The sequence below is a fragment of the Streptomyces sp. NPDC002125 genome, from assembly GCF_053593715.1.
In genome coordinates, this window is sequence record NZ_JBSFDD010000032.1 from 1 (window position 1) to 20,554 (window position 20,554).

A 20,554-nucleotide genomic window follows, 5' to 3' on the forward strand; every position below is an offset into this window, starting at 1 on the left:
AGCAGCCTCGGCTACCTCAGCCCCGCCGAGTACGAGACCGCACTCGCAGCCTGACCACCACACCAAAGGTGTCCGTCAAAGCGGAACAAGCTCAGAAGTAAGCATAGCTGAAATAGCCCCCACCCTGCGGTTTTCCGCGGGGCGGGGGGCTATGTGGTGCGCTGGAACGTCTGTAGGCCCGCAAATTGCCCAACAGGCCCTCAGACGTGCGAGATCCAGCGGCGGATGCGGGTGCCGAGGACGCGGGCAACCAGCGAAGCGCGGCACTCACCCGCGTCGCCGGCCGGTGTGGGCCTCAATGAGCCGCACGGCCATCTCGTGTCGTGACTGGAAGGCAAGGTGTCTCGGGGTAAGCCCTTCGCGCGAGGCGCGTTCAGGGTCAGCCCCATAGGCGAGAAGGACCGCAGTCGCGGCAGCATGCAGCGGCGCTCCGGTCTGGACTGCGCCGTCTGCTTCGCTGTCGATGGCCCGGAGCAAAGGGGTCCAGCCGCTGTAATCGTCGAGCTCGTTCGGGTCGGCACCCGCGTCCAGAAGACGCGTCAGCTCCGCGAGGTCGTCCGACTCCACCGCCAGGTGCACGGCGGACATCTCGTAGCGCTCAACTGCGGAGTTCGTCACGCCTGCGATTCAACCAGCCCGGCGTGCCCGCCCCGGAGAGAAGCAGCGGGGAGGCACGGTGCGCGGTCGGCTCTGGCGGGGCCTGTTGCTGGCCATCGACAAAGCCCGGTCGTCGGTTAGGTCCCGGACAAAATCTCCGGACCGCCCCCGTACAGGCCGGGGATGCAACCATTCTTTTCAGGGCTGGAGCCCCCGGAGCCGACCGCGCGGTTGCGACCCTAGGGGATGGCACTGACATTGATGCTGATACTCAGTTTCCGGTGGTCGTGGCTCGGGCACTGACTGACGTCCTGCTGGGCTGTCTTCAAGTTGTTCTGTCCGACCGCCGGGATCTGTTCTCATGGCTCCGGCCGGGCGGAACATGACCTGATAGGAGCTTGGTCAGAAGCCCCCCATCGTGGAGGCTCATCGCACCAGCGCGCGGTCATGTGGCCCTCCACGCAAGCGGGTTCGGGGAGCGGGGCCGCAGTGCCGCTCATCCCGCCCGGCAGGGCGTGGTCCCCTCCCTCGGCGGCACCCACTAACGTGACCTCCACACCCGCCCGTTACCCAGGTACACACCCCCGACGGTACGGGGCCGGCAGGGCGTGGAGAGCAAGGAGATCGGGGAGAACGATCATGGGCGAGTCTCTGAGGACCTTCGTCGGCGGCACCGAGGTCGAGGTGCCCAACAGCATTCCGGCGATCCGCGCCGCGCTCCCCGAGGAGAGACGCGAGGAGTTCGACCAGGCGATCAACGAGGCCGGGGTGCACGAGATCCAGGCCGTGATGCGCCACTGGATGCTCGAGTCCGTACCCGACCCCGAGGCCGAGCAGATCCTGGACCGGCTGGCGCAGGACGAGGCCGAGAGGCGGAACGTCGCTTGAGTTTCCGCATCTCCTACGCACCGCCCGCCGACGACACCCTGGCCAAGATGCGCGACGGCGACTCGTTCCGGGACGAGATGGCGCGCACCCTGGGTCTGGACCCCTACGGACACGCCTCGACCGCCGTCAAGCTCGAACGCGACCGGCGCGAGGCGACCGTGGCCGGGGCCATCGTCCTCTACTACGTCTCCGGGACCGTGCTGACGGTCACCGTCGTGAGGCTCGTACCGCTGCCGTGAGCCGGGGCCTGACGGAGGCTCGTACCGCTGCCGTGAGGCGGGGCCTCATCCCAGCCTGACCTGGCGGTCCGTGTCGCCCAGGGATTCCAGCAGGCCGCGCAGATCGCCCGCGACCTGGTCGCGCTGCTCCTCGGTGAGGCCGGACAGCAGGCGGTTCTGGTTCTCGACATGGTCCACCAGCGCGCGGTCGATCAGCTCCCTGCCCGCCGCCGTGAGCGAGACGTGCACGCTGCGGCCGTCCTCCTGGCGACGGGTGCGTACGACGAGTTCACGCTCCTCCAGCCGGTCCAGCCTCTGAGTGATCGCGCCCGACGTGACCATGGCGGACCGCATCAGCTCCACCGGGGTCAGCCGGTGGGGCGCCGGGCTGCGCCGCAGCGTGGCCAGGACGTCGAACGCCGCGGGGTCCAGATCGTGCGCGCCGAACACCGCGCGCTGTTCCGCCTCGACGATCCGGGCCAGCCGCTTGATGCGCCCGAACACGCCCATCGACGAGGAGTCCAGCTCAGGGCACTGCTCCGCCCACTGCGCCAGCACGCGGTCCACATGGTCACTCATGGGCCCAGCATATCTTTAGCTTAGCGTTGAGCTATCTACTTGCTTAGCGCTAAGCAAAAACGCTACGGTCCAGCCATGACCCAGGACTCAGGCTCCCCGGCCGACCGGACCGCGGCCGACTCCGCGCTCACCGCCCTGGCCCCGCTCGTCTGGGGCTCCACCTATCTCGTCACCACCGAATTCCTGCCGCCCGACCGACCGTTACTGGCCGCCACGGTCCGGGCCCTGCCGGCAGGCCTGATCCTGCTCGCCATCGGCCGGACGCTGCCACGCGGAAGCTGGTGGTGGCGTGCCGCCGTCCTCGGCACCCTGAACATCGGCGCCTTCCTCTATCTGCTCTTCGTCGCCGCCTATCACCTGCCCGGCGGAGTGGCCGCCCTGGTGATGGCCGTACAGCCGACGGTCGTCCTCGCCCTGTCGGCGCTGCTGCTGAAGGAGCGGATCACGCTGACGCACGCGGCCGCCTGCGCGCTGGGCATCGTGGGGGTCGGCCTGCTGGCCCTGACGCCCCGCGCGGGTCTGGACGCGGTGGGCGTGGGCGCCGGGCTCCTGGGCGCGGTGAGCATGGCGGCCGGCGTCGTACTCACGAAGCGCTGGGGGCGCCCGCCCGGCGTGGGGCTACTGACGTTCACGGGCTGGCAGTTGAGCTTCGGCGGGATCCTCCTGTTGCCCGTCACCCTGATCGGTGAAGGGCTGCCCGGCTCGGTCGACGGCCGTAACGTCGCCGGCTTCGCCTATCTCGGGCTGATCGGCGCCCTGCTCGCCTACGCGGTGTGGTTCCGGGGCGTGGAGCGGCTGCCGGCGCTGACCGTGTCCGTGCTCGGCTTCGCGTCACCGCTCACCGCGATGGCGCTCGGCTATCTCGTCCTGGACGAGACCCTGTCCCCGGTGCAGCTCGGCGGCGCGCTGATCGTCGTCGTCGCCGTGTTCCTCGCCCGCCCCCGGACGACGAAGGTGCGGGAGCCGTCCCTCCGGCCCCCGCCCCCTCACCGCGTCCGGGTCAGCCGAGCTTCCCGACCTGCGCGTCGATGACCGCGGTGGGCACGTCGAAGTCCGCGTCCGCGCCCGTCTTGCCGAGGTTGAAGGAGAAGAACGTGGCGACCGTTCCGCCCTGGCGCAGGCTCACGAGCTTGAAGGGAGCCACGGCGTCACCCTCACCCATCTGCACCCGCCACGCGAGGGCCTCCTCGCCGCCGGTCACCTTCTCCTCGGTCAGCTTGGTGACCTTCTGCTTCGAACCCTTCATCGTCAGGGTGAAGCCGCCCTCGGCGCACGCCGCGGCGGACTCGCGGAGCTCGGCGAGGCTCTCGGCCGCGCCCCCACCGTCGTACGAGGCGAGGGTGACCAGCGACGAGGTGATGTCGAGCATCCCGGCGAGCGCGTCCTCGGGGTCGGCGGCCTCGTCCTTCTTGGGCTCCTCGACAACCTTGCGCCCGGCGTTGCCGACCGGCTCGCCGCGCTTCACGCCGTAGAAGGCGTGACCGATGGGCTCGCACTCCTTCTTGTCCACCGTGACGTCCTCGGCCTTGCCGATGTCCTCCGGGCCGGTCTTCGTGATCTTGTGGCCCGCGACGTCGCCCTGCTCCAGCGAGGCCTTCTCCAGCTCGGCCGTCGTCAGGGCCTTGACCGCCGCGGGCTTGGCGGAGGAGGAATCCTTGGCTCCCGAGGCGTCGCCGTCGCCCTGGGCGTCGGACTCCGAGCCGCTGCACGCGGTGGCGAGAAGGGTCAGGGACGCCACGGCGGCGGCGAGGGCGGTACGGCGTACGGCGGTGGCGCGCATGGTTCGTTCATCTCTCGGTCCGAAGGAGCAACAGCCCTCCCCCGGTGGGCGATTCAGGCCGGTCGCGGAAGGAGCGTCACAGTGCGACACACTCTACGATCGGACACCAGTCCGATGATCGGCCTGAACGGTCACGGAATGTGAACGTGACTTTACTGTGATCACCTTGTGAAGCGGCTGTGGGACCGGGCCGCCCGCCGGGTGACGAGCCGGAGAGGAGCTGACGCCGTGTCCATCGACTCGACAGCAGCCGTCCTCAGTGCCGTCGGGGTCGAGCCCGGCGAGATCGCCTCCCGCGAAGTGCTCAGCGGAGGCACGTACAACACCGTGACCCGGGTGACCTTGCAGGACGGCAGGGACTGGGTGGTGAAGATCCCCCCCGGACACGGCACCGGGATGGGTTACGAACAGCGGCTGCTGACCAACGAGGTGACGTGCTACGAGGCCGCCGCGGGCCTGGCCGGGGGCGCGCTCCCGGTGGTCGTTCACAGCGAGCTCGACCCCTCGGCCCCTGCCGGCGCGTACGTCGTCATGACCGCGCTCCCCGGGCGCCCCTGGTCCGACATCGCCGGTTCACTGACGGACAGTGAGACACGTGTCCTGCGCAACGGGTTCGGGCGGATCGTCGGGCGGCTGCACGGCGTGACGGGTACCGCCGGCTTCGGGTATCCCGCCGAGCCCTTCGGGCCGCTCGCAGCGACCTGGCGCGAGGCGTTCACCGCGATGACGGATGCCGTACTGGCCGACGCGGAGAGGTACGGCGCGAGGCTGCCGCTGCCCGTGGCCCGGGTGCGCGAGGTGCTCGCGGGGGCGGCGGACGTGCTGGACGAGGTGGTCCGGCCCGCGCTCGTGCACTTCGACCTCTGGCAGGGAAACCTGCTGCTGACCGGCGAGCCGGGTGCCCGGCGCTTCGGCGGGATCATCGACGGCGAGCGGATGTTCTGGGGCGATCCCGTCGCCGACCTCGTCTCCACCACCCTGCTCGGCGACCCGGAGGCGGACACGGACTTCCTCGCCGGTTACGCGTCCACGGCGCCCGAACCCCTGGCGTTCACCCCGTCCGTACGAAGGCGGCTCAACCTCTACCGCAGCTACCTCTACCTGATCATGCTGACTGAGACGGTGCCCCGGGGCACCGACGCGGAGGGCCTGGCCTGGACATGGCGGGAGGTGGCACCGCGTCTCGTCGCGGCGCTCGACGAGGTGGCCTCGGGCGGGGTCTGAGCGCGGCACGTCCGGCGGTGGTGAGGACGGGCGCCGGGTCAAGAGAGGCGGTCAGGACGGGCGCTGGGTCAGATGCGCGAAGGCGTCCAGGTTACGGGTGGACTCGCCGCGCTCCACGCGCCAGGCGTACTCCTTGCGGATCGCGGTCGCGAAGCCCAGTTCCAGCAGCGGGTTGAACGCGCCGTCCGCCGCCTCCAGGACCACGCCCAGCAGCCGGTCGAGTTCGTCGGGCGTGACGACGGACAGGGGGAGTCTGCCGACGAGGTAGATGTCGCCGAGCTGGTCGATCGCGTAACTCACCCCGAAAAGGCGGAGGTTGTGTTCCAGAAGCCAGCGGTGCACGGCCGCGTCGTTCTCGTCGGGGTGGCGGATGACGAACGCGTTGAGGGAGAGGGAGTGCTGTCCGACGAGCAGGGAACACGTCGTGGACAGCTTCCGGGTGCCGGGCAGCTTCACTACGTAGTTGCCGGGCTCGGGGCTCTCCCATTCGAGTTCCGCGTCGTCGAGCGTCGCCTCGATGACCTGCGCCGCTGCTGCTTCCTCGGATACGTCAGCCATGGTGCGAGCGTACGACAACGTGCCCTCCGCCCGGCCGTGGCGGAAACGGACGCGTCCCTTCGCCCCGGCCATGGTGCGAGCGGGCGCGCCCTGCGTCTCAGCCGTGGTGCGAGCGGGCGCGGCGCCGGTGGTCCACCATCGCCGCCGTGTACACATCGGCGGTGGCCGACGCCGCCGTGTCCCAGCCGAACGACTGCGCGTGTGCGGCCGCGGCCTCCCCCATCCGGCCCGCCAGCTCCGCGCTGTCCGCGAACCGGCCGAGCGCCTGTGCGTACGCCTCGGGGTCATGGCCCGGGATCAGGAAACCGCTGACCCCGTCCCGCACCGCGACCGGCAGACCGCCCACCGCAGCCGCGACCACGGGCGTACCCGCCGCCTGGGCCTCTATGGCGACGAGCCCGAAGGACTCGCTGTACGAGGGCATGACCAGCACGGACGCCGCGCGGAACCAGTCGGCCAGCTGGTCCTGCCCGACCGGCGGATGGAACCGTACGACGTCGGCGATGCCCAGCCGTGCCGCCAGCTTCTGCAGCCCCTCCGGCTTGGCGAGCCCGCTGCCGCTCGGGCCGCCGACCACCGGCACGACGATGCGCGAGCGCAGCGAGGGGTCACGGTCCAGGAGGACGCCGACGGCCCGCAGGAGCACGTCCGGGGCCTTCAGCGGCTGGATGCGGCCGGCGAAGAGCGGGATCAGGGCGTCCTGCGGCAGCCCCAGACGGGCACGGGCCGCGGCGCGGCCGTCGGCGGGGCGGAAGCGGTCCAGGTTGACCCCGGGGTGCACGACGGCGACCGACGCCGGGTCGGCGTCGTAGAAGCGGATGAGCTCGTCGGCCTCGCCCGCGGTGTTCGCGATGAGCCGGTCGGCGGCGTGGACGATCTGCGTCTCACCGATGACACGGGCGGCGGGCTCGGGGGTGTCGCCTTCGGCGAGCGCCGCGTTCTTGACCTTCGCCATGGTGTGCATGGCATGGACGAGGGGAACGCCCCACCGCTGGGCGGCGAGCCAGCCGACCTGGCCGGAGAGCCAGTAGTGGGAGTGGACCAGGTCGTAGTAGCCGGGGCGCTGCCCGGCCCAGGCCTGCATCACGCCGTGCGTGAAGGCGCAGAGCTGCGCGGGCAGCTCCTCCTTGGCGAGGCCCTCGTACGGTCCCGCGTCGATGTGGCGGACCAGGACGCCGGGCGCCAGCTCCACCGTCGGGCGCAGACCGCCGGTGGTGGCCCGGGTGAAGATCTCGACCTCGATGCCGATCGCGGCGAGGCGCTTGGCCAGCTCCACGATGTAGACGTTCATGCCACCCGCGTCACCGGTGCCCGGCTGGTGCAGGGGCGAGGTGTGCACGGAGAGCATGGCGACCCGGCGCGGCTTGCGGTGTCCGGAGAAACCGCCGGGGAAGCGGAGACGGGGTGCCGCACGGCTGCTGCCGAGCCGGGAGACGTACTGGCTCACGGGTCCGCTCCTCCTCGCTCAGGGCATGACACGTACAGGGCACACGCGCCCTTCGAAGGGCCAGAACAGCGGAACGCTGCCTTTCATTTCCGCTTTGCCAAATCATTACGTTCCTCCCGGGCGTGCCTGCGGCCCTCCCGCCCGCCCGGCTGATCCGCTTCCGCGCTCCTCGCGAGTACCCTCCTGGGCTTCGCATACGCTCCTGTGCATGCACCAGCGCCCCATCGGCACCGCGACCCGCGGGACCACCAACCCCAACCGGCTGCGCCGCATGGACCGCTGGATCGCCGCCACCCACGGGCCCGCCCTGCGCCGCAGCGACTCCCCCGTCGCGGTCGACCTCGGCTACGGCGCCGCGCCCTGGACCGCCGTGGAACTGCTGGAGCGGCTCCGCACGGTCGAGCCGCGCACGGCGGTGGTGGGCATCGAGATCGACCCCGAGCGGGTCGCGGCGGCGCGGCCGTACGAGCGCGAGGGGCTCACCTTCACGCATGGCGGCTTCGAGATCCCCCTGGCCGGCCGGCCGGCGCTGATCCGGGCCGCGAATGTGCTGCGCCAGTACGACGAGGTCGAGGTCGCCGCGGTCTGGCAGCGGCTGTGCGCGCGGCTGGCGCCCGACGGGCTCCTGGTCGAGGGCACCTGCGACGAGATCGGCCGCCGGCACGTATGGGTCGCGCTCGGCCCCGAGGGCCCGCGCACGGTCACGTTCGCGACCCGGCTCGGCTCCCTGGAACGCCCCTCGGACCTCGCCGAGCGCCTCCCCAAGGCACTGATCCACCGCAACGTGCCGGGCGAACCGGTGCACGCCTTCCTGAGGGACCTCGACCGGGCCTGGGCCACGGCGTCCCCGTACGCCTCGCTCGGCGCACGGCAGCGCTGGATCGCGGCGGTGCGGGCGGTCTCCGCCGACTGGCCGCTGACGGACGACGTACGGCGATGGCGGCAGGGAGAGCTCACGGTGCGGTGGTCCGCGCTGCGCCCGGGGGCGCACTGAGACGGACGGGGGCGCGCCTGAGGCGGACGGGGGCGCGCCGAGACGGACGGGCCTGCGCCGGGGCGCGCCTCACGCCCATCTGGCGCACCTGGGGCCGCCCGCCCGGCGCACGCCCGCGCCACCCGCCCGGCGCACACCGGCGTCGGCCGCCCGCCCCGAATCGGATGCCCGGCCCGGGAACACCTGCGGATCACCGTTCGTCCCCCTGTGTGACGAGACGGGTGACGCGGACCACTGTTGCTTTACGGGGCAACATGGCACGATCGCGTCGTCGGTCAAACGTTACTGACGGTAAGTCACATGTCCGCGATCTGGCTTTCATGGCCTTTCGCCCGAGGGGGAGCTTGTGAACCGACGCCACTGTGCCGCTGCCGCGATCACCCTGGTCTGCGCACTGGCCGTACTCACCGCGCCGGTCCAGGCCATGGCCGCCCCCGTCCCCGAGCCCACCCCGTCGGCCACCTCCCCCGCCGCGCCCGCCACCGGGAAGAAGAGCCTCGAAGAGGTCCGCGAGGAGATCGACACCCTCTACCGCAAGGCCGGTGCCGCCACCGACGCGTACAACCTCGCCCAGGAGCAGGCCGACAAGCAGTCCGGCGAGATCGTCCGGCTGACCAAGGCCATCGCCGACGGCCAGGCGAAGATCGCCGAGTTGAAGGACAGGGCGGGCGCGCAGGCCCGCGAGCAGTACCGCAACGGCGGACTGCCCCCGGGCGCCCAGCTGATGCTGAGCGGCAATCCGGACCTCTTCCTGGACGGCATCGGCCAGGCCAGGCAGAGCCAGCAGGCCACCAAGGGGATGCTGACCGAGCTCACCCAGGCGCAGAGCGACTTGGAGACGTACACCCAGGACGCCAGCCTCAACTGGGAGAAGCTGGAGGCCAACCGCGTCAAGCAGGCCAAGGCGAAGAAGAGCATCAACGCGCAGATAGCGGCGGCGAAGAAGCTCGAATCGGAGCTGGCCGAGGAGGAGCGGGCCAGGCTCCTCCAGCTGGAGAAGGACGCGGCGTCCACGGCACAGGCCGCCTGGCTCTCCTCGGGCGCGCTCAAGGACATCAACCGCGACGCGAGCGCGAGCGGCAAGCAGGCGCTGGCCTTCGCGACGGCCCAGATAGGCAAGCCGTACGTCTGGGGAGCCGAGGGCCCCGGTTCGTACGACTGCTCGGGGCTGACGTCACAGGCCTGGGCCGCCGCGAAGCGGCCGATCCCCCGGACGTCGCAGGAGCAGTGGCGGCAGCTGCCGCGCATCCCGATCCAGGACATGCGCCCCGGCGACCTGATCATCTACCACAGCGACGCCAGCCACGTCGGGATGTACGTCGGCGACGGCCAGATCGTCCACGCCCCCCGGCCGGGACGCCATGTCACGCTGGCGGGTGCGGGTTCGATGCAGATCCTCGGTGTGGTCCGGCCGGACAAGTAGGCGTCCGGGCGCCTGCGCCGGGCTCCGTGACGCGGGCCGCACCCCGCCGCGGGAGCCGGCTCGGCAGATGTGTGCGGGCCGTGTCCGGCGCGTGATGTTTGTCATGACCCCTTGTCCGTTTCGTGCGGACGCATCAGGCCGGATCCGTGGTGGGACGCGGCTTATGGCCGCGCATATGACACAGGATGATCGCCGGGCGCCATTCCGTTCCCCCGCCGTTGACCGCTATCGTCCCGGACGGCGGGTCGTCGATCGTCGTCCCGCCGCGCCCTCGGGGGGAGGGAAGGAAACCCGAACCGATGCCCGTACCCGTACCGCAGCAACGTGCCGTTCCCGCTGCGGAGACCACTCATGGCGCCGGCCTCACACTCCTGGTGATCGAGGACGACCCTGCGGGCACTTTCACCGTTCCCGAGCTGTCGTCCACGACCGGAGCGCGTATCCGCGTCCGCACCGCCCGCAACCTCACCGAGGCCGGCCGGCTGCTCACCGACGACGTCGACTGCATCCTGCTCGACCTCGACCTCGAACTGACCGCCCCGTCCCACGGCGGGCGGACCGAGGGCCGCGAGGAGGGGACCGCGCGGCCGGACGAACTGGCCACGCTGAAGCACGTCCTGCGCATCGCGCCGCAGCACGCCGTCCTCGCGCTCACCGCCGAGGACGACGCCGAGCGGGCCGCCGAGGCCGTACGGGTCGGAGCGCAGGACTACCTCTTCCGGGACGAGCTCGACGGGCGCCTCCTCAGCCGCGCCATCCGGTACGCCGTGGAGCGAAAACGCGCGGACATCGCCCAGCACCAGCTGACCGAGTCCCGGCTGCGCGCCGAGGAGAACGCCCGGCTGGAGCGCGGGCTGCTGCCCACCCCGTTGCTGGACGGCTCCGACCTCGCCTTCGCGGCGCACTACCGGCCCGGCCGCAGCCGCGCGCTGCTCGGCGGGGACTTCTACGACACGGTCCGCACGCCCGACGGCACGGTCCACGCGATGATCGGCGACGTCTGCGGGCACGGCCCGGACGAGGCGGCACTCGGCGTCGAGCTGCGTATCGCGTGGCGGGCGCTGACCCTGGCCGGGCTCTGCGGCGACGACCTGCTCTCCACGCTCCAGCAGGTCCTGGAGCACGAGCGGCAGAGCGAGGAGATCTTCGCGACCCTCTGCACCGTCGACATCGCCCCCGACGGCCGCCGCGCCGGACTGTGCATCGCGGGCCACCCCTCACCGCTGATCGCCCGCCAGGGCCGGGCGGCGCATCTGCTCCCGTACGAGGACGGCGGCCCGGCCCTCGGTCTGCTGCCGCACGCCCGGTGGCCCCGCCGGCAGGTCGACCTCGGCGGCTCCTGGAGCCTGATGATGTACACCGACGGGCTGATCGAAGGCCGCGTCGGGCAGGAGGGCACCCAGCGGCTCGGCCAGGACGGCATGGTCGCCATGGTCAACGGCCGGCTGGACCAGGGACTCGGCGGCGAGGCGCTGCTGGAGGCCGCGGTCACCCAGGTGCAGGAGCTGAACGGCGGCGAGCTGACCGACGACGTGGCGGTCCTCCTGCTGGAACGCGACGAGGCCCAAATACGCCGAAGGGGCGGGAACGCCTCGCGCTCCCGCCCCGGTGCCGCCTCGGCCGTGGGCGCTCAGAGCCCGCCGTTGTAGGGGCCGTACGGTCCGTCGCTGCTGGAGCCTCCGCGCCGGCCGCCGCCCCCGCCCGACACGGCCTTGAGCGCCGGCTTCACGTCCACCATGAAGACGATGGACGCGATCACGCCCGCGATCTGCAGGAACAGGATCGGGATGACGAGGTTCACGAAGACGGTGATCCCGAGGATGATCAGCCAGAAGGACTTCTTCTGCTTGTCAGCGGCCCGGTAGGCGTCCTCGCGCGCTGTCACGGCGAAGACCAGCGCGACCACGGCCAGCACGAGCATGGCGAGGTACAGCAGCTGGAGAAATGAGCCGAAAGCTTCGAGCAACACGGTGAGCACCGCCTAGTCAGTGGATGAGCGCCTCGCGGCCAAGGTACCGGGACAACGACCCGGGCACCCCGAAAGGTGCCCGGCTCCCCGTCCCGGCAATCCCGGAGCCGCGTAGGGCCTCCCGCGCCTACTTCGCGGAGGGCGGGGTGGTCTTCTTCGCCGCGGGCTTCCGCGCGGGCGCCGTCTTCTTCGCCGGGGTGGCGGGCGCGGCCTTGGACTCGGCGGCCTTGGGCGCGGCCTTCTTGGCCGCGGGGGCCACCGGCTTCGCGCCGGGCGCCGGCTTCACGGCGGTCGCGGGCTTGGCGGCCTCGGACTTCTGCTTCGGCACGGACTTCGGCTCGGCCTCCACGACAGCGGCGATCTCCACGATCTCGTCGGCCGTCTCGCCACGCCAGGTCCGCACGGTGTGCTCGCCGCGCTCGGCGACCTTCTCGTACGTCTCCCGGGCGCGCACCGCGTACTCGGCGGCGACGCCGACGCTCCGCAGCGCGAGGTCCTGAGCGCTCTCGCCCAGCTTCTTCAGGTCGGTGTCCAGCGCGCCGAAGACCTCGCTGACCTTCGCCTGCACGGTGGCCTGAGCCTCCTTGGCCTGCGTGGCCACGCGCTCCTGAACCGCCTTGGGGTCGGTGTTGCGCACGGCCTCGATCCGCTCGGGCGCCTCGGCCCGCAGCTGCTCGATCAGAGCCGGGACCTTGCGCGCCTGCTCCACGGCGAGGTCGGCCGTGCCGGCGGCGAAGTAGAGAGGGGTCGGGTCGGTGAGGGTCTTGCGCAGGTCATCGGTGATGGCCATGACTGTGGTCCTCCCGGATCATCAGAAGTCAGTTCAGGGGTGGGTCTGCATCACTGCCGTCGGCCGTACGGGGGCCGCGGGCATCCGGACCGGCACCGTTCGCTTCACCGGCACCGCTTTCCGCGTCGGCATCGATTCTGCTCTCCGCGTCCACGGCACCGTGGGACTCGGGGCCGGTGTCGGGCACGACATCGAAACCGTTCTCCCGGCGGAAGGAGTCGTAGATCTGCAGCAGAACGTTCTTCTGCCGCTCGTTGATCGACGGATCGGCCAATATGACCGCCCGCGTCTCCAGCTCGTCCCGCTCCCGCTCATCGAGAATCCCGGCCCGTACATAGAGCGTCTCGGCCGAGATCCGCAGGGCCTTCGCGACCTGCTGGAGCACCTCGGCACTCGGCTTGCGCAGACCGCGCTCGATCTGGCTGAGATACGGATTGGACACTCCGGCGGCGTCGGCGAGCTGCCGCAGGGAGAGCTGCGCGGTACGCCGCTGCTCACGCAGGTACTCGCCGAGATTGCCGACGTTGAGTGATGCCATGACTCGATACTGCCCCACCCTTGCTAACTTTTGCAAGCGCCTGCTTGCAAAAGTGTTCCACGCCATGGAGCACGGGTGACGGGCCGCGCGGCCCCTCGATGCCGGACCAGCCGCCGGGCCCGGACGAGAGGCGGCAGCCAAACACGTCCCCGTCTCGTCCGGCCTGTACGGCGGCGGTGAGGACGCGGTCTCAACGGAAGGCGGCACCGTTCTCCGACGCCCACTGCTGGAACGATCTGGCCGCCGACCCGGTGACCCGGGAGACGGTGTCGCGCACCTTCAGCAATTCGTCGTTGACGTCCCCGCCCATCAGGTCGAGGACGGCATCCGCGTCCTCGACCCCCATGAAGGAAGCCATCTGCCGGTGGGCTTCCTCCCGGCTGATCTCGATGAGGGCCACCTCCCGCCCCAGCGCCGCGGCGATGGCCGCGACCTGCCGTCGGACCGTGACGCACTCCGGCCCGGTCAGTGCGTACGTCCGCCCCTGGTGGCCCGGTTCGGTCAGCGCCGCACAGGCCACCGCCGCGATGTCCGCAGGGTGGACGGCCGGGAGACCGATGTCCGCATACGGTGCTCTGACCACCCCCTGGTCGCGAATCGACTGCGTCCACCACAGGGTGTTCGAGGCGAACTGCGTCGGCCGCAGTACGGTCCAGGCCATGCCGCTGTCCTTGAGCAACCGCTCAAGGGCTAGCTTCTCGCCGGCCGCGCGCAGGTGCGGATGGCTCTGCACCGTGATCGACGACACGAGCACCACATGCTCCACGCCTGCCTGCCGCGCAGCCGCGAGGATCTCCGCCTCCGCGCCCATGCCCGACAACAGGAACAGGGAGCGCACTCCCTCCAACGCGGCCTTCAGAGAGTCCGCCTGCTTGAGATCGCCCTCGACGGCTTCGATCCCGGCGCCGAACGAAGCCCGTCCCGCATCACGCGTCAGACCTCGAACAGGGGCGGCCCCGGCCGCCTGCAAGTCCCTCAGCAGAGCACTTCCGATGTTCCCGGTCGCGCCGGTCACGAGGATCATCGTCATCTCTTCCTGTCGTCAGCCGGTCATCACGTCCACCGCACGCTAGAACCTCAACCTCGCTCGGGGTCAAGGAATCAGCCCCACCACCTCGGGCCGACGACAGTGCCCCCGTCTCCGCCGCGGCCGGACCCGCGGACCCGCGCACCGCTATCGTCGGGCCCATGATCGTATGGCTCAACGGCACTCACGGGGCGGGCAAGACGACGACCGGTGCGCTCGTGCGGGAACTGATCCCGGATTCACGGGTGTTCGACGCCGAGAAGGTCGGTGAGACGCTCATGGACATCACGCCGGGGCTGCCCTGGACCGGCAACTTCCAGCACTGGCCGCCCTGGAGGCCGCTCGTGGTCGAGACGGCCCGCCATGTGCTCGACTACACCGGCGGCACCCTGGTGATGCCGATGACCGTCCTGGTCGAGCGGTACTGGCGCGAGATCAGCACCGGCCTCGCCGAACACGGTATCCCCGTACGGCACTTCGTCCTCCACGCCGACCAGGACACCCTTCGCGGGCGCATCGAGGGCGACACCGAGCTCGGCCCCTCGGCCTTCCGCCTCGACCATCTCGAACCGTACGCCGAGGCGGCCCGCACCTGGCTGCACGCCGAGGCCGAGGTCGTCGACACCACCCGCCTCACGCCCGCACAGGCCGCCCGGCGGATCGCGGATGCCGTCAAGGGCTGAGTCCGGCGTACGGAAAAGCCGAAGGGCTGAGTCCGGCGTGAGGAAAGCCGGTGGACAGGCGCCGGTCCATCGGCAGACTTGCCGCATGACCTCACCGGACGCCAAAGTTGACCTCCTCTTCTATCTCCAGTCCGCCCGCGACGCCCTGCTGTGGAAGCTCGAAGGGCTCTCGGAGTACGACAGCCGACGCCCCCTGACTCCGACCGGGACCAACCTCCTCGGCCTGGTGAAGCACGTGGCCAGTGTGGAGCTGGGGTACCTCGGCGACACCTTCGGGCGGCCGTCCGGTGAGCACCTGCCCTGGGTCGAGGAGGGGGCCGAGGACAACGCGGACATGTGGGCCACCGCCGACGAGTCGCGGGAGCAGATCGTGGGGCTCTACCACCGGGCCTGGGCGCACTCCGACGCGACGATCGGCGCGCTGGCGCTGGACACGGTCGGCAGGGTGCCGTGGTGGCCGAGCCATCGGGACCAGGTGACGCTGCACCACGCCGTCGTACGCGTGATCGCCGACACGCACCGGCACACCGGGCACGCCGACATCCTCCGGGAGCTCATCGACGGCGCCGTGGGGATGAGCAAGAACAACGACAGCATCCCGCCGGGCGACGCCGCGTCCTGGGAGAGGCACCGGAACAGGGTGGAGCAGGCGGCCCGCGAGGCCGACGGGGGCAGGTGACACCGGGCGTCGGCCGACTATGGTCGGGGCATGGCCATGGACGACATCCGCACGGCGCGGCAGTTCCACGGCGTCGCCGCCGAACGGGCGGGCGTCACGCTGGACGCCGTCGACCCGGATCATCCCGACGCCCGGCACTGCCTGCACTCCTTCTTCGCCGAACTCCAGGAGCGCTTCGACACGGGCTTCGACCCCGCCCGCAGCCTGCTGCCCGACGCGGGTGAACTCCGGCCCCCGCGCGGTGTGTTCCTGGTGGCCAGGCTGAGCGGAGAGCCGGTCGGCTGCGCCGGGCTGAAGCTGCCGGCGGGCGCTCCGGCCGAGGTCAAGCGCATGTGGGTCGCCCCACACGCCAGGAACCTCGGCCTCGCCCGCCGCTTCCTGCACGAACTGGAGGCGCGGGCCGCCGCGCTCGGGCAGGACGTGCTGCGCCTGGACACCAACAGGGCGCTCGACGCGGCGATCCGGCTGTACCACTCCGCGGGCTTCCAGGAGGTGCCCGCCTTCAACGACGAGCCGTACGCCCACCTCTGGTTCGAGAAGCGGATCGGCGGGGAAGCGCCGCCCCTTCACGAGGGCGCCGCGGGCCCCGGGGCGTGTCGGGTCCATGAGTGACCTCCTGCCCCTGCTGGTGACCGTCTGCGCGCTCGGCGCCGTCATGGCCTTCTTCGGATGGCTGGCGTCCCGCGTCCGGCGGCGTGGCGCGGCGGGCGCGGCCATCACCGCGGCGCTGGCCTCCTACGACGAGGCCTTCAGGGTCACCGCGCACGACGCCCACCACGAGATCCGGGCGCAGGCCGACCGCAAGGCGCCCCTGCTCTCGCCCGACCGCCCGTGGGAGTCCGGCCGCGCCGCCGGGCCGTCACCGCAGGAGGGCCCTCGGCGCCGCCGGCCGGGACTGCGCCGCCGCGCCGGACGTCTGTGGCGCGGGCGCCGGGCCGGGGGCTGAAGCCGGGCGGGCGGCGCCGGGACAGAACGGGCTGACGGCCGAGCATGGCCGGGACCCGGACAGGCCCGGGCAGGACCGGCCGAGCAGGACCGGGACCCGGACAGGACCGGCCGAGCGGTGCCCGGGCCCGGGCAGGACCGGCCGCAGGACCCGGCCGCAGGCCCCGTAAAACCGGTCGAACAGCCGACCCGCCGCGCTCTACCCTGACCGCATGCCCCACGCCAAGACCTCGTTCGTCTGTCTGCCCTGCCGGGCCTCGTACAAGCAGCCGTACGACAGGGAGCGGCCGGACCGCGTCTGCCCCCGGTGCGCCGGGGCGCTGATCCATGTCGGGTCCGCCTTCGCGGCTCCCCGGCGGCGGGACACCGCGGCGTGGCGCACCCTCTCGGTGCTGCTGAACGCGGGCGTCCGCTTCCACAAGAGCTGCTGCGGTGGCCCGGGTTACCGCCCGCGCACGCTGCGCGAGGTGAAGGAGCGGATGGCATACGCGGAGTCCTCGGGCGAGCCGTTCGCCCGGGTCCTGGTCCAGTGGCAGCCCTCCCGATAACGTCCCCTTCGGGACGATCCGCCACGGTACGAATTGCTACGCTGGCGGGCATGACCGCCCTGACCCCCGCACGCACCGCGCCCGACCTGTCCTTCCTCCTCGACCACACCAGCCATGTCCTGCGGACCCGGATAGCGGCGGCGCTCGCCGAGATCGGGCTGACCGCGCGCATGCACTGCGTCCTGGTCCACGCCCTGGAGGAGGAGCGGACACAGATCCAGCTCGCGGAGATCGGCGACATGGACAAGACCACGATGGTGGTGACCGTGGACGCTCTGGAGGAGGCGGGGCTCGCCGAGCGGAGGCCCTCCACCCGCGACCGGCGGGCGCGGATCATCGCCGTCACCGAGGAGGGGGCCGTGATCGCCGCGCGGAGCCAGAAGATCGTCGACCAGGTGCACCAGGACGCCCTGGGCTCACTGCCCGACGCCGACCGCGAGGTCCTGCTGCGCGCCCTCGGCCTGCTGGCCACGGACCATCTGGCCACGCCCGTCGAGAACCCGCGTCCGGTACGGCGGGCACGGCAGGGCCAGAGGTAGCCCCGGGCGGCCGGGACAACCGGCCGCGGAAGGTTCGTAAAATATAGTCTGCAACAAAACCATCTGCTACGGTCGCTCCTGTTGAGCCATTCGACAGGAGAAGACCGATGTCCGTTGACGCACCGCGCAATGCCTCAGGCACGTCCGAGCAGACCGGCGCCACCGAACCGAACGCCCGCACCCGCGCTCTCGCCCTCGGGGTGATCGCCGCCGGCATGCTGACGCTCACGCTCGACGGCTCCATCGTGACCGTGGCGATGCCCACCATCCAGCGCGACCTCGGGTTCACCTCCGCCGGGCTCAGCTGGGTGGTCAACGCCTATCTGATCGCCTTCGGCAGCCTGCTCCTGCTCGCCGGCCGGCTGGGTGATCTGCTCGGCCGCACCCGGATGTTCCTCGCCGGGACCGCCGTGTTCACGGTCGCCTCCCTGCTGGCGGGCGCGGCGACGACCCCCGCGATACTCATCGGCGCCCGCTTCCTCCAGGGCGTCGGCAGCGCGATGGCATCCGCCGTCGGCCTGGGCATCCTGATCACCCTGTTCAGCGAGCCCCGCGAACGGGCCAGGGCCATCGGCGTGTTCGCCTTCACCGGGGCGGCGGGCGCGTCCATCGGCCAGGTGCTGGGCGGGCTCCTGACGGACGCGCTCAGCTGGCACTGGATCTTCTTCATCAATCTGCCGATCGGCGTGGTGGCCCTCCTGGTCGCCCGCCGGGTCCTGCCCGCCGACCGGGGCATCGGGCTCGCCGCCGGGGCCGACGTCATCGGGGCCGCGCTCGTCACGGCGGGGCTGATGCTGGGGATCTACACCGTGGTCAAGGTCGAGGAGCACGGCTGGGTCTCCACGCACACGCTCGGCCTCGGGGCCGTCTCCCTCGTGCTCCTCGCCGGCTTCGTCGTCCGCCAGGCCACCGCCCGGACCCCCCTGATGCCCCTGCGCGTCCTGCGCTCCAGGAGCGTCGCCGGGGCCAATCTGGTCCAGGCCCTCATGGTCGCCGCCCTGTTCTCGTTCCAGATCATCGTCGCGCTGCACCTTCAGAACGTCCTCGGATACGGCGCGTCCGCGACCGGCCTCGCCCTGCTCCCCGCGGCCGTCGTCATCGGCAGCGTCTCCCTGGGCGTCTCGGCCCGGCTGAACACCCGCTTCGGCGAGCGCACCGTCCTGCTGTCCGGGATCGCCCTGCTGATCGGCGCCCTCGGCTTCCTCACCCGCATCCCCGTGGACGCCCGATACGCCACCGACGTGCTCCCCGTGATGCTCCTCGCGGCCGGATTCGGGCTCGCGCTCCCCGCGCTGACCTCGCTTGGCATGTCCGGCGCGGGCAAGGACGACGCCGGACTCGCGTCCGGGCTCTTCAACACCACCCAGCAGATCGGCATGGCCATCGGCGTCGCGGTCCTCACCACCCTGGCGGCGGCCCGCACCGACCGGCTGCTCGGCGAGGGCCACAGCCGGGCCGAGGCCCTGACCGGCGGCTACCAGCTCGCCTTCACCATCGGCACCGGCCTGCTCGTCACCGCCTTCGCCGTGGCGTTCCTGGTCCTGCGTCCCGCCCGCCGCACGGAGCCGGCCGAGCTCTGAGGACAGCCCTCAGCCCCGCGCACCGCCGGGGCCGGCCGGGCTCCACCCCCGCTCAGCCAGGCCGGGGCCCTCGGCGAACAGCCCCCGCTCCAGCTGCCCGAAGGCCAGCCCGGCCGCCGCCACCGCGTCGCCGTGGACCTCGTCCGCGCTCTCCCCCTCGTCGATCCGCCGCCAGTTCTCCTCCGCGAGAATCCGCAGTACGACGACGATCTGACCCGCCGCGAGACGCGCCGGGAGCGGACCGGCGGGGTCCAGCGCGCGGGCGAGCGCCGCTTCGGAGCGCCGCTGGTAGGCGAACATGCGGGCGACGAGCGACGGAGTCCCGTACAGCATGCGGAGGTAGGCCAGCACCTGCGGCACGTCGCAGAGCCCGGTCACCGGGTCCCGGCGGTCCAGGCCGTCCAGGAAGTGCCCGCGCAACGCGTCCAGCGGCGTGGTGCCCTCGGCACGCCCGGCGACGACGCGGGCCGACTCGTCCTCGTGGTCGGCGAACCGGTGCAGGACCAGGTCCTCCTTGGCCGGGAAGTACCGGAACAGCGTCGGCTTCGAGATGTCGGCGGCGGCGGCCACCTCGGCCACCGAGACCTTGTCGAAGCCGCGTTCGAGGAACATCGCGATCGCGATCTCGGACACCGCCTCGTAGGTCAACTGCTTCTTGCGTTCACGCAGGCCCGGCTTCGGGGTGCTCATGACGGCGCGCCCTTCCTGATGAGGGCCTCGACCCCGTCGAGCACCCGGTCCAGCCCGAAGACGAACTCGTAGTCGGCGTCGTCGGGCTGGCTCATGATGTCGGTGGCCAGCAGCCTCGACAGCGCGGGGTGGCGTACGGGGTCGACCAGCCGCTTCACGGTCCGCTCCCACTGCGCCATCACCTCCTGGGCCGGTACGCCCTTCGCCTCGACGGCGGCGGCGATGTCGCTCATCAGCAGCGCCTCGTTCCGCACGAAGCCGGAGACCAGCAGGATGACGGAGATCTTGTCACCCTCGCTCAGCCCGCTGTCCTCCAGCGCCTGGAGGCCCTGCTCCCACCAGGCGACCGAATGGGGGCTGGCCGGGGGGCCCGCGATCGGGATGCGCAGGGACCACAGATTGCGGTGGAACATCCGGCGCTGGGCCCACGCCCACTGGCTCAGCCCCTCCCGCCAGCCCGCGCCCTCCTCCAGCGCGGGCAGGGGCGAGGGCTCGCCCATCACCGCCTCCTGCATGAGGACGTACAGCTCCTCCTTGGCGGAGACGTAGCGGTACAGCGACATCGTGGAGGCGCCGAGCTCCTTGGCGACCCGCCCCATCGAGACGGCCGAGATCCCCTCCGACGCGGCGACCGCCACGGCCGCGGCGACGATGCGGTCCAGCGACAGCCCGGGCTTCGGACCCTTCACCGGACGCTCCCGCAGCCCCCACGCGGCCTCGATGCTCGCCGGCAGGCCCGTACCGCCCGCCACGTCGTCGTTCTCCGTCACCCGAAGCCGCCTTCCCCTGTAGTGGCTTGCCACCATCCTAGTTATGCGTAATGCTTACGCAGTAACGCGTACGCCATACGCAAAGGGG

24 protein-coding genes and 1 pseudogene are annotated in these 20,554 nt (G+C 71.5%); 14 read left to right on the top strand and 11 right to left on the bottom strand.

Features of this window, described 5'->3' with window-relative positions:
* Window positions 1-267 precede the first annotated feature (267 nt).
* Complete coding sequence (locus tag ACWCQM_RS35225) at window positions 268-618, bottom strand: ankyrin repeat domain-containing protein (RefSeq protein WP_450919148.1); 351 nt, start codon at window positions 616-618, stop codon at window positions 268-270.
* A gap of 618 nt (window positions 619-1,236) precedes the next feature.
* Here ACWCQM_RS35225 and ACWCQM_RS35230 point away from each other — a divergent pair.
* Both ACWCQM_RS35230 and ACWCQM_RS35235 read left to right on the top strand, forming a co-directional pair.
* A complete protein-coding gene (locus ACWCQM_RS35230; protein WP_073743611.1) occupies window positions 1,237-1,485 on the top strand; it encodes a hypothetical protein in 249 nt (82 codons plus the stop codon).
* A complete protein-coding gene (locus tag ACWCQM_RS35235; protein ID WP_073743609.1) occupies window positions 1,482-1,724 on the top strand; it encodes a hypothetical protein in 243 nt (80 codons plus the stop codon). The genes ACWCQM_RS35230 and ACWCQM_RS35235 overlap by 4 nt, the downstream gene beginning before the upstream one ends.
* A 45-nt stretch (window positions 1,725-1,769) precedes the next feature.
* Here ACWCQM_RS35235 and ACWCQM_RS35240 read toward each other — a convergent pair whose 3' ends face one another.
* On the bottom strand, window positions 1,770-2,282 hold the full coding sequence (locus ACWCQM_RS35240; protein WP_450919149.1) for a MarR family winged helix-turn-helix transcriptional regulator: 513 nt from the start codon (window positions 2,280-2,282) through the stop codon (window positions 1,770-1,772).
* 75 nt (window positions 2,283-2,357) lie between these two features.
* Between ACWCQM_RS35240 and ACWCQM_RS35245 the strand changes: the two genes are divergently transcribed.
* Window positions 2,358-3,314 (top strand): EamA family transporter, encoded by a 957-nt coding sequence (locus tag ACWCQM_RS35245; RefSeq protein WP_450919150.1) that lies wholly within the window; start codon window positions 2,358-2,360, stop codon window positions 3,312-3,314.
* Here the strand turns inward: ACWCQM_RS35245 and ACWCQM_RS35250 are convergent.
* Window positions 3,283-4,062 (bottom strand): hypothetical protein, encoded by a 780-nt coding sequence (locus ACWCQM_RS35250; protein ID WP_450919151.1) that lies wholly within the window; start codon window positions 4,060-4,062, stop codon window positions 3,283-3,285. The genes ACWCQM_RS35245 and ACWCQM_RS35250 overlap by 32 nt on opposite strands.
* Window positions 4,063-4,290: 228 nt before the next feature.
* Between ACWCQM_RS35250 and ACWCQM_RS35255 the strand changes: the two genes are divergently transcribed.
* Window positions 4,291-5,286: a phosphotransferase family protein gene (locus ACWCQM_RS35255; RefSeq protein WP_450919152.1), complete on the top strand. Its 996-nt coding sequence runs from the start codon at window positions 4,291-4,293 to the stop codon at window positions 5,284-5,286.
* A gap of 51 nt (window positions 5,287-5,337) precedes the next feature.
* Here the strand turns inward: ACWCQM_RS35255 and ACWCQM_RS35260 are convergent, their stop codons facing one another.
* Both ACWCQM_RS35260 and mshA read right to left on the bottom strand, forming a co-directional pair.
* Window positions 5,338-5,844, bottom strand: coding sequence for a YbjN domain-containing protein (locus ACWCQM_RS35260; protein WP_450919153.1), 507 nt, complete (start codon window positions 5,842-5,844; stop codon window positions 5,338-5,340).
* A 97-nt stretch (window positions 5,845-5,941) separates the two neighbouring features.
* The gene (mshA, locus tag ACWCQM_RS35265; protein ID WP_450919154.1) at window positions 5,942-7,291 is read right to left on the bottom strand and encodes a D-inositol-3-phosphate glycosyltransferase; all 1,350 of its coding nucleotides are present in this window, start codon (window positions 7,289-7,291) and stop codon (window positions 5,942-5,944) included.
* A gap of 208 nt (window positions 7,292-7,499) precedes the next feature.
* On the opposite strand from mshA, the gene ACWCQM_RS35270 reads away from it, so the two are divergent.
* The 3 genes from ACWCQM_RS35270 to ACWCQM_RS35280 all read left to right on the top strand — a co-directional run bounded on the left by ACWCQM_RS35270 (window position 7,500) and on the right by ACWCQM_RS35280 (window position 11,357).
* Window positions 7,500-8,285: a class I SAM-dependent methyltransferase gene (locus ACWCQM_RS35270; RefSeq protein ID WP_450919155.1), complete on the top strand. Its 786-nt coding sequence runs from the start codon at window positions 7,500-7,502 to the stop codon at window positions 8,283-8,285.
* Between the two features lie 346 nt (window positions 8,286-8,631).
* Complete coding sequence (locus tag ACWCQM_RS35275; protein ID WP_450919156.1) at window positions 8,632-9,708, top strand: NlpC/P60 family protein; 1,077 nt, start codon at window positions 8,632-8,634, stop codon at window positions 9,706-9,708.
* A 299-nt stretch (window positions 9,709-10,007) separates the two neighbouring features.
* Complete coding sequence (locus tag ACWCQM_RS35280; protein ID WP_450919157.1) at window positions 10,008-11,357, top strand: PP2C family protein-serine/threonine phosphatase; 1,350 nt, start codon at window positions 10,008-10,010, stop codon at window positions 11,355-11,357.
* Here the strand turns inward: ACWCQM_RS35280 and ACWCQM_RS35285 are convergent.
* The 4 genes from ACWCQM_RS35285 to ACWCQM_RS35300 all read right to left on the bottom strand — a co-directional run bounded on the left by ACWCQM_RS35285 (window position 11,339) and on the right by ACWCQM_RS35300 (window position 14,029).
* Window positions 11,339-11,677, bottom strand: a complete 339-nt coding sequence (locus ACWCQM_RS35285) for a DUF2516 family protein (RefSeq protein ID WP_450919158.1) — start codon at window positions 11,675-11,677, stop codon at window positions 11,339-11,341. The genes ACWCQM_RS35280 and ACWCQM_RS35285 overlap by 19 nt on opposite strands.
* A 127-nt stretch (window positions 11,678-11,804) precedes the next feature.
* Window positions 11,805-12,467: a hypothetical protein gene (locus ACWCQM_RS35290; RefSeq protein ID WP_450919159.1), complete on the bottom strand. Its 663-nt coding sequence runs from the start codon at window positions 12,465-12,467 to the stop codon at window positions 11,805-11,807.
* Window positions 12,468-12,495: 28 nt separating this feature from the next.
* Window positions 12,496-13,005, bottom strand: a complete 510-nt coding sequence (locus ACWCQM_RS35295; protein ID WP_073743591.1) for a helix-turn-helix domain-containing protein — start codon at window positions 13,003-13,005, stop codon at window positions 12,496-12,498.
* A 190-nt stretch (window positions 13,006-13,195) separates the two neighbouring features.
* The gene (locus ACWCQM_RS35300; RefSeq protein ID WP_450919160.1) at window positions 13,196-14,029 is read right to left on the bottom strand and encodes an SDR family oxidoreductase; all 834 of its coding nucleotides are present in this window, start codon (window positions 14,027-14,029) and stop codon (window positions 13,196-13,198) included.
* Between the two features lie 164 nt (window positions 14,030-14,193).
* Between ACWCQM_RS35300 and ACWCQM_RS35305 the strand changes: the two genes are divergently transcribed.
* The 7 genes and pseudogenes from ACWCQM_RS35305 (at window position 14,194) to ACWCQM_RS35335 (ending at window position 19,006) form a co-directional block, all read left to right on the top strand.
* Window positions 14,194-14,715, top strand: a complete 522-nt coding sequence (locus ACWCQM_RS35305) for an ATP-binding protein (RefSeq protein WP_450919161.1) — start codon at window positions 14,194-14,196, stop codon at window positions 14,713-14,715.
* 85 nt (window positions 14,716-14,800) lie between these two features.
* Window positions 14,801-15,394, top strand: a complete 594-nt coding sequence (locus tag ACWCQM_RS35310) for a DinB family protein (protein ID WP_450919162.1) — start codon at window positions 14,801-14,803, stop codon at window positions 15,392-15,394.
* Window positions 15,395-15,481: 87 nt separating this feature from the next.
* Window positions 15,482-16,006 (top strand): annotated as a pseudogene (locus ACWCQM_RS35315) (GNAT family N-acetyltransferase); the annotation flags it as partial.
* Window positions 15,999-16,340, top strand: coding sequence for a hypothetical protein (locus ACWCQM_RS35320; protein WP_450919163.1), 342 nt, complete (start codon window positions 15,999-16,001; stop codon window positions 16,338-16,340). The pseudogene ACWCQM_RS35315 and the gene ACWCQM_RS35320, both read left to right, overlap by 8 nt.
* A 211-nt stretch (window positions 16,341-16,551) precedes the next feature.
* Window positions 16,552-16,887 (top strand): deoxyxylulose-5-phosphate synthase, encoded by a 336-nt coding sequence (locus ACWCQM_RS35325; protein WP_450919164.1) that lies wholly within the window; start codon window positions 16,552-16,554, stop codon window positions 16,885-16,887.
* A gap of 50 nt (window positions 16,888-16,937) precedes the next feature.
* Window positions 16,938-17,426, top strand: a complete 489-nt coding sequence (locus tag ACWCQM_RS35330) for a MarR family winged helix-turn-helix transcriptional regulator (RefSeq protein WP_450919165.1) — start codon at window positions 16,938-16,940, stop codon at window positions 17,424-17,426.
* A 107-nt stretch (window positions 17,427-17,533) separates the two neighbouring features.
* A complete protein-coding gene (locus ACWCQM_RS35335) occupies window positions 17,534-19,006 on the top strand; it encodes an MFS transporter (RefSeq protein WP_450919166.1) in 1,473 nt (490 codons plus the stop codon).
* Between the two features lie 9 nt (window positions 19,007-19,015).
* Here ACWCQM_RS35335 and ACWCQM_RS35340 read toward each other — a convergent pair whose 3' ends face one another.
* Window positions 19,016-19,696, bottom strand: a complete 681-nt coding sequence (locus ACWCQM_RS35340; RefSeq protein ID WP_450919167.1) for a TetR family transcriptional regulator — start codon at window positions 19,694-19,696, stop codon at window positions 19,016-19,018.
* Window positions 19,693-20,466, bottom strand: coding sequence for a TetR/AcrR family transcriptional regulator C-terminal domain-containing protein (locus ACWCQM_RS35345; protein ID WP_450919168.1), 774 nt, complete (start codon window positions 20,464-20,466; stop codon window positions 19,693-19,695). The genes ACWCQM_RS35340 and ACWCQM_RS35345 overlap by 4 nt, the downstream gene beginning before the upstream one ends.
* Window positions 20,467-20,554 lie beyond the last annotated feature (88 nt).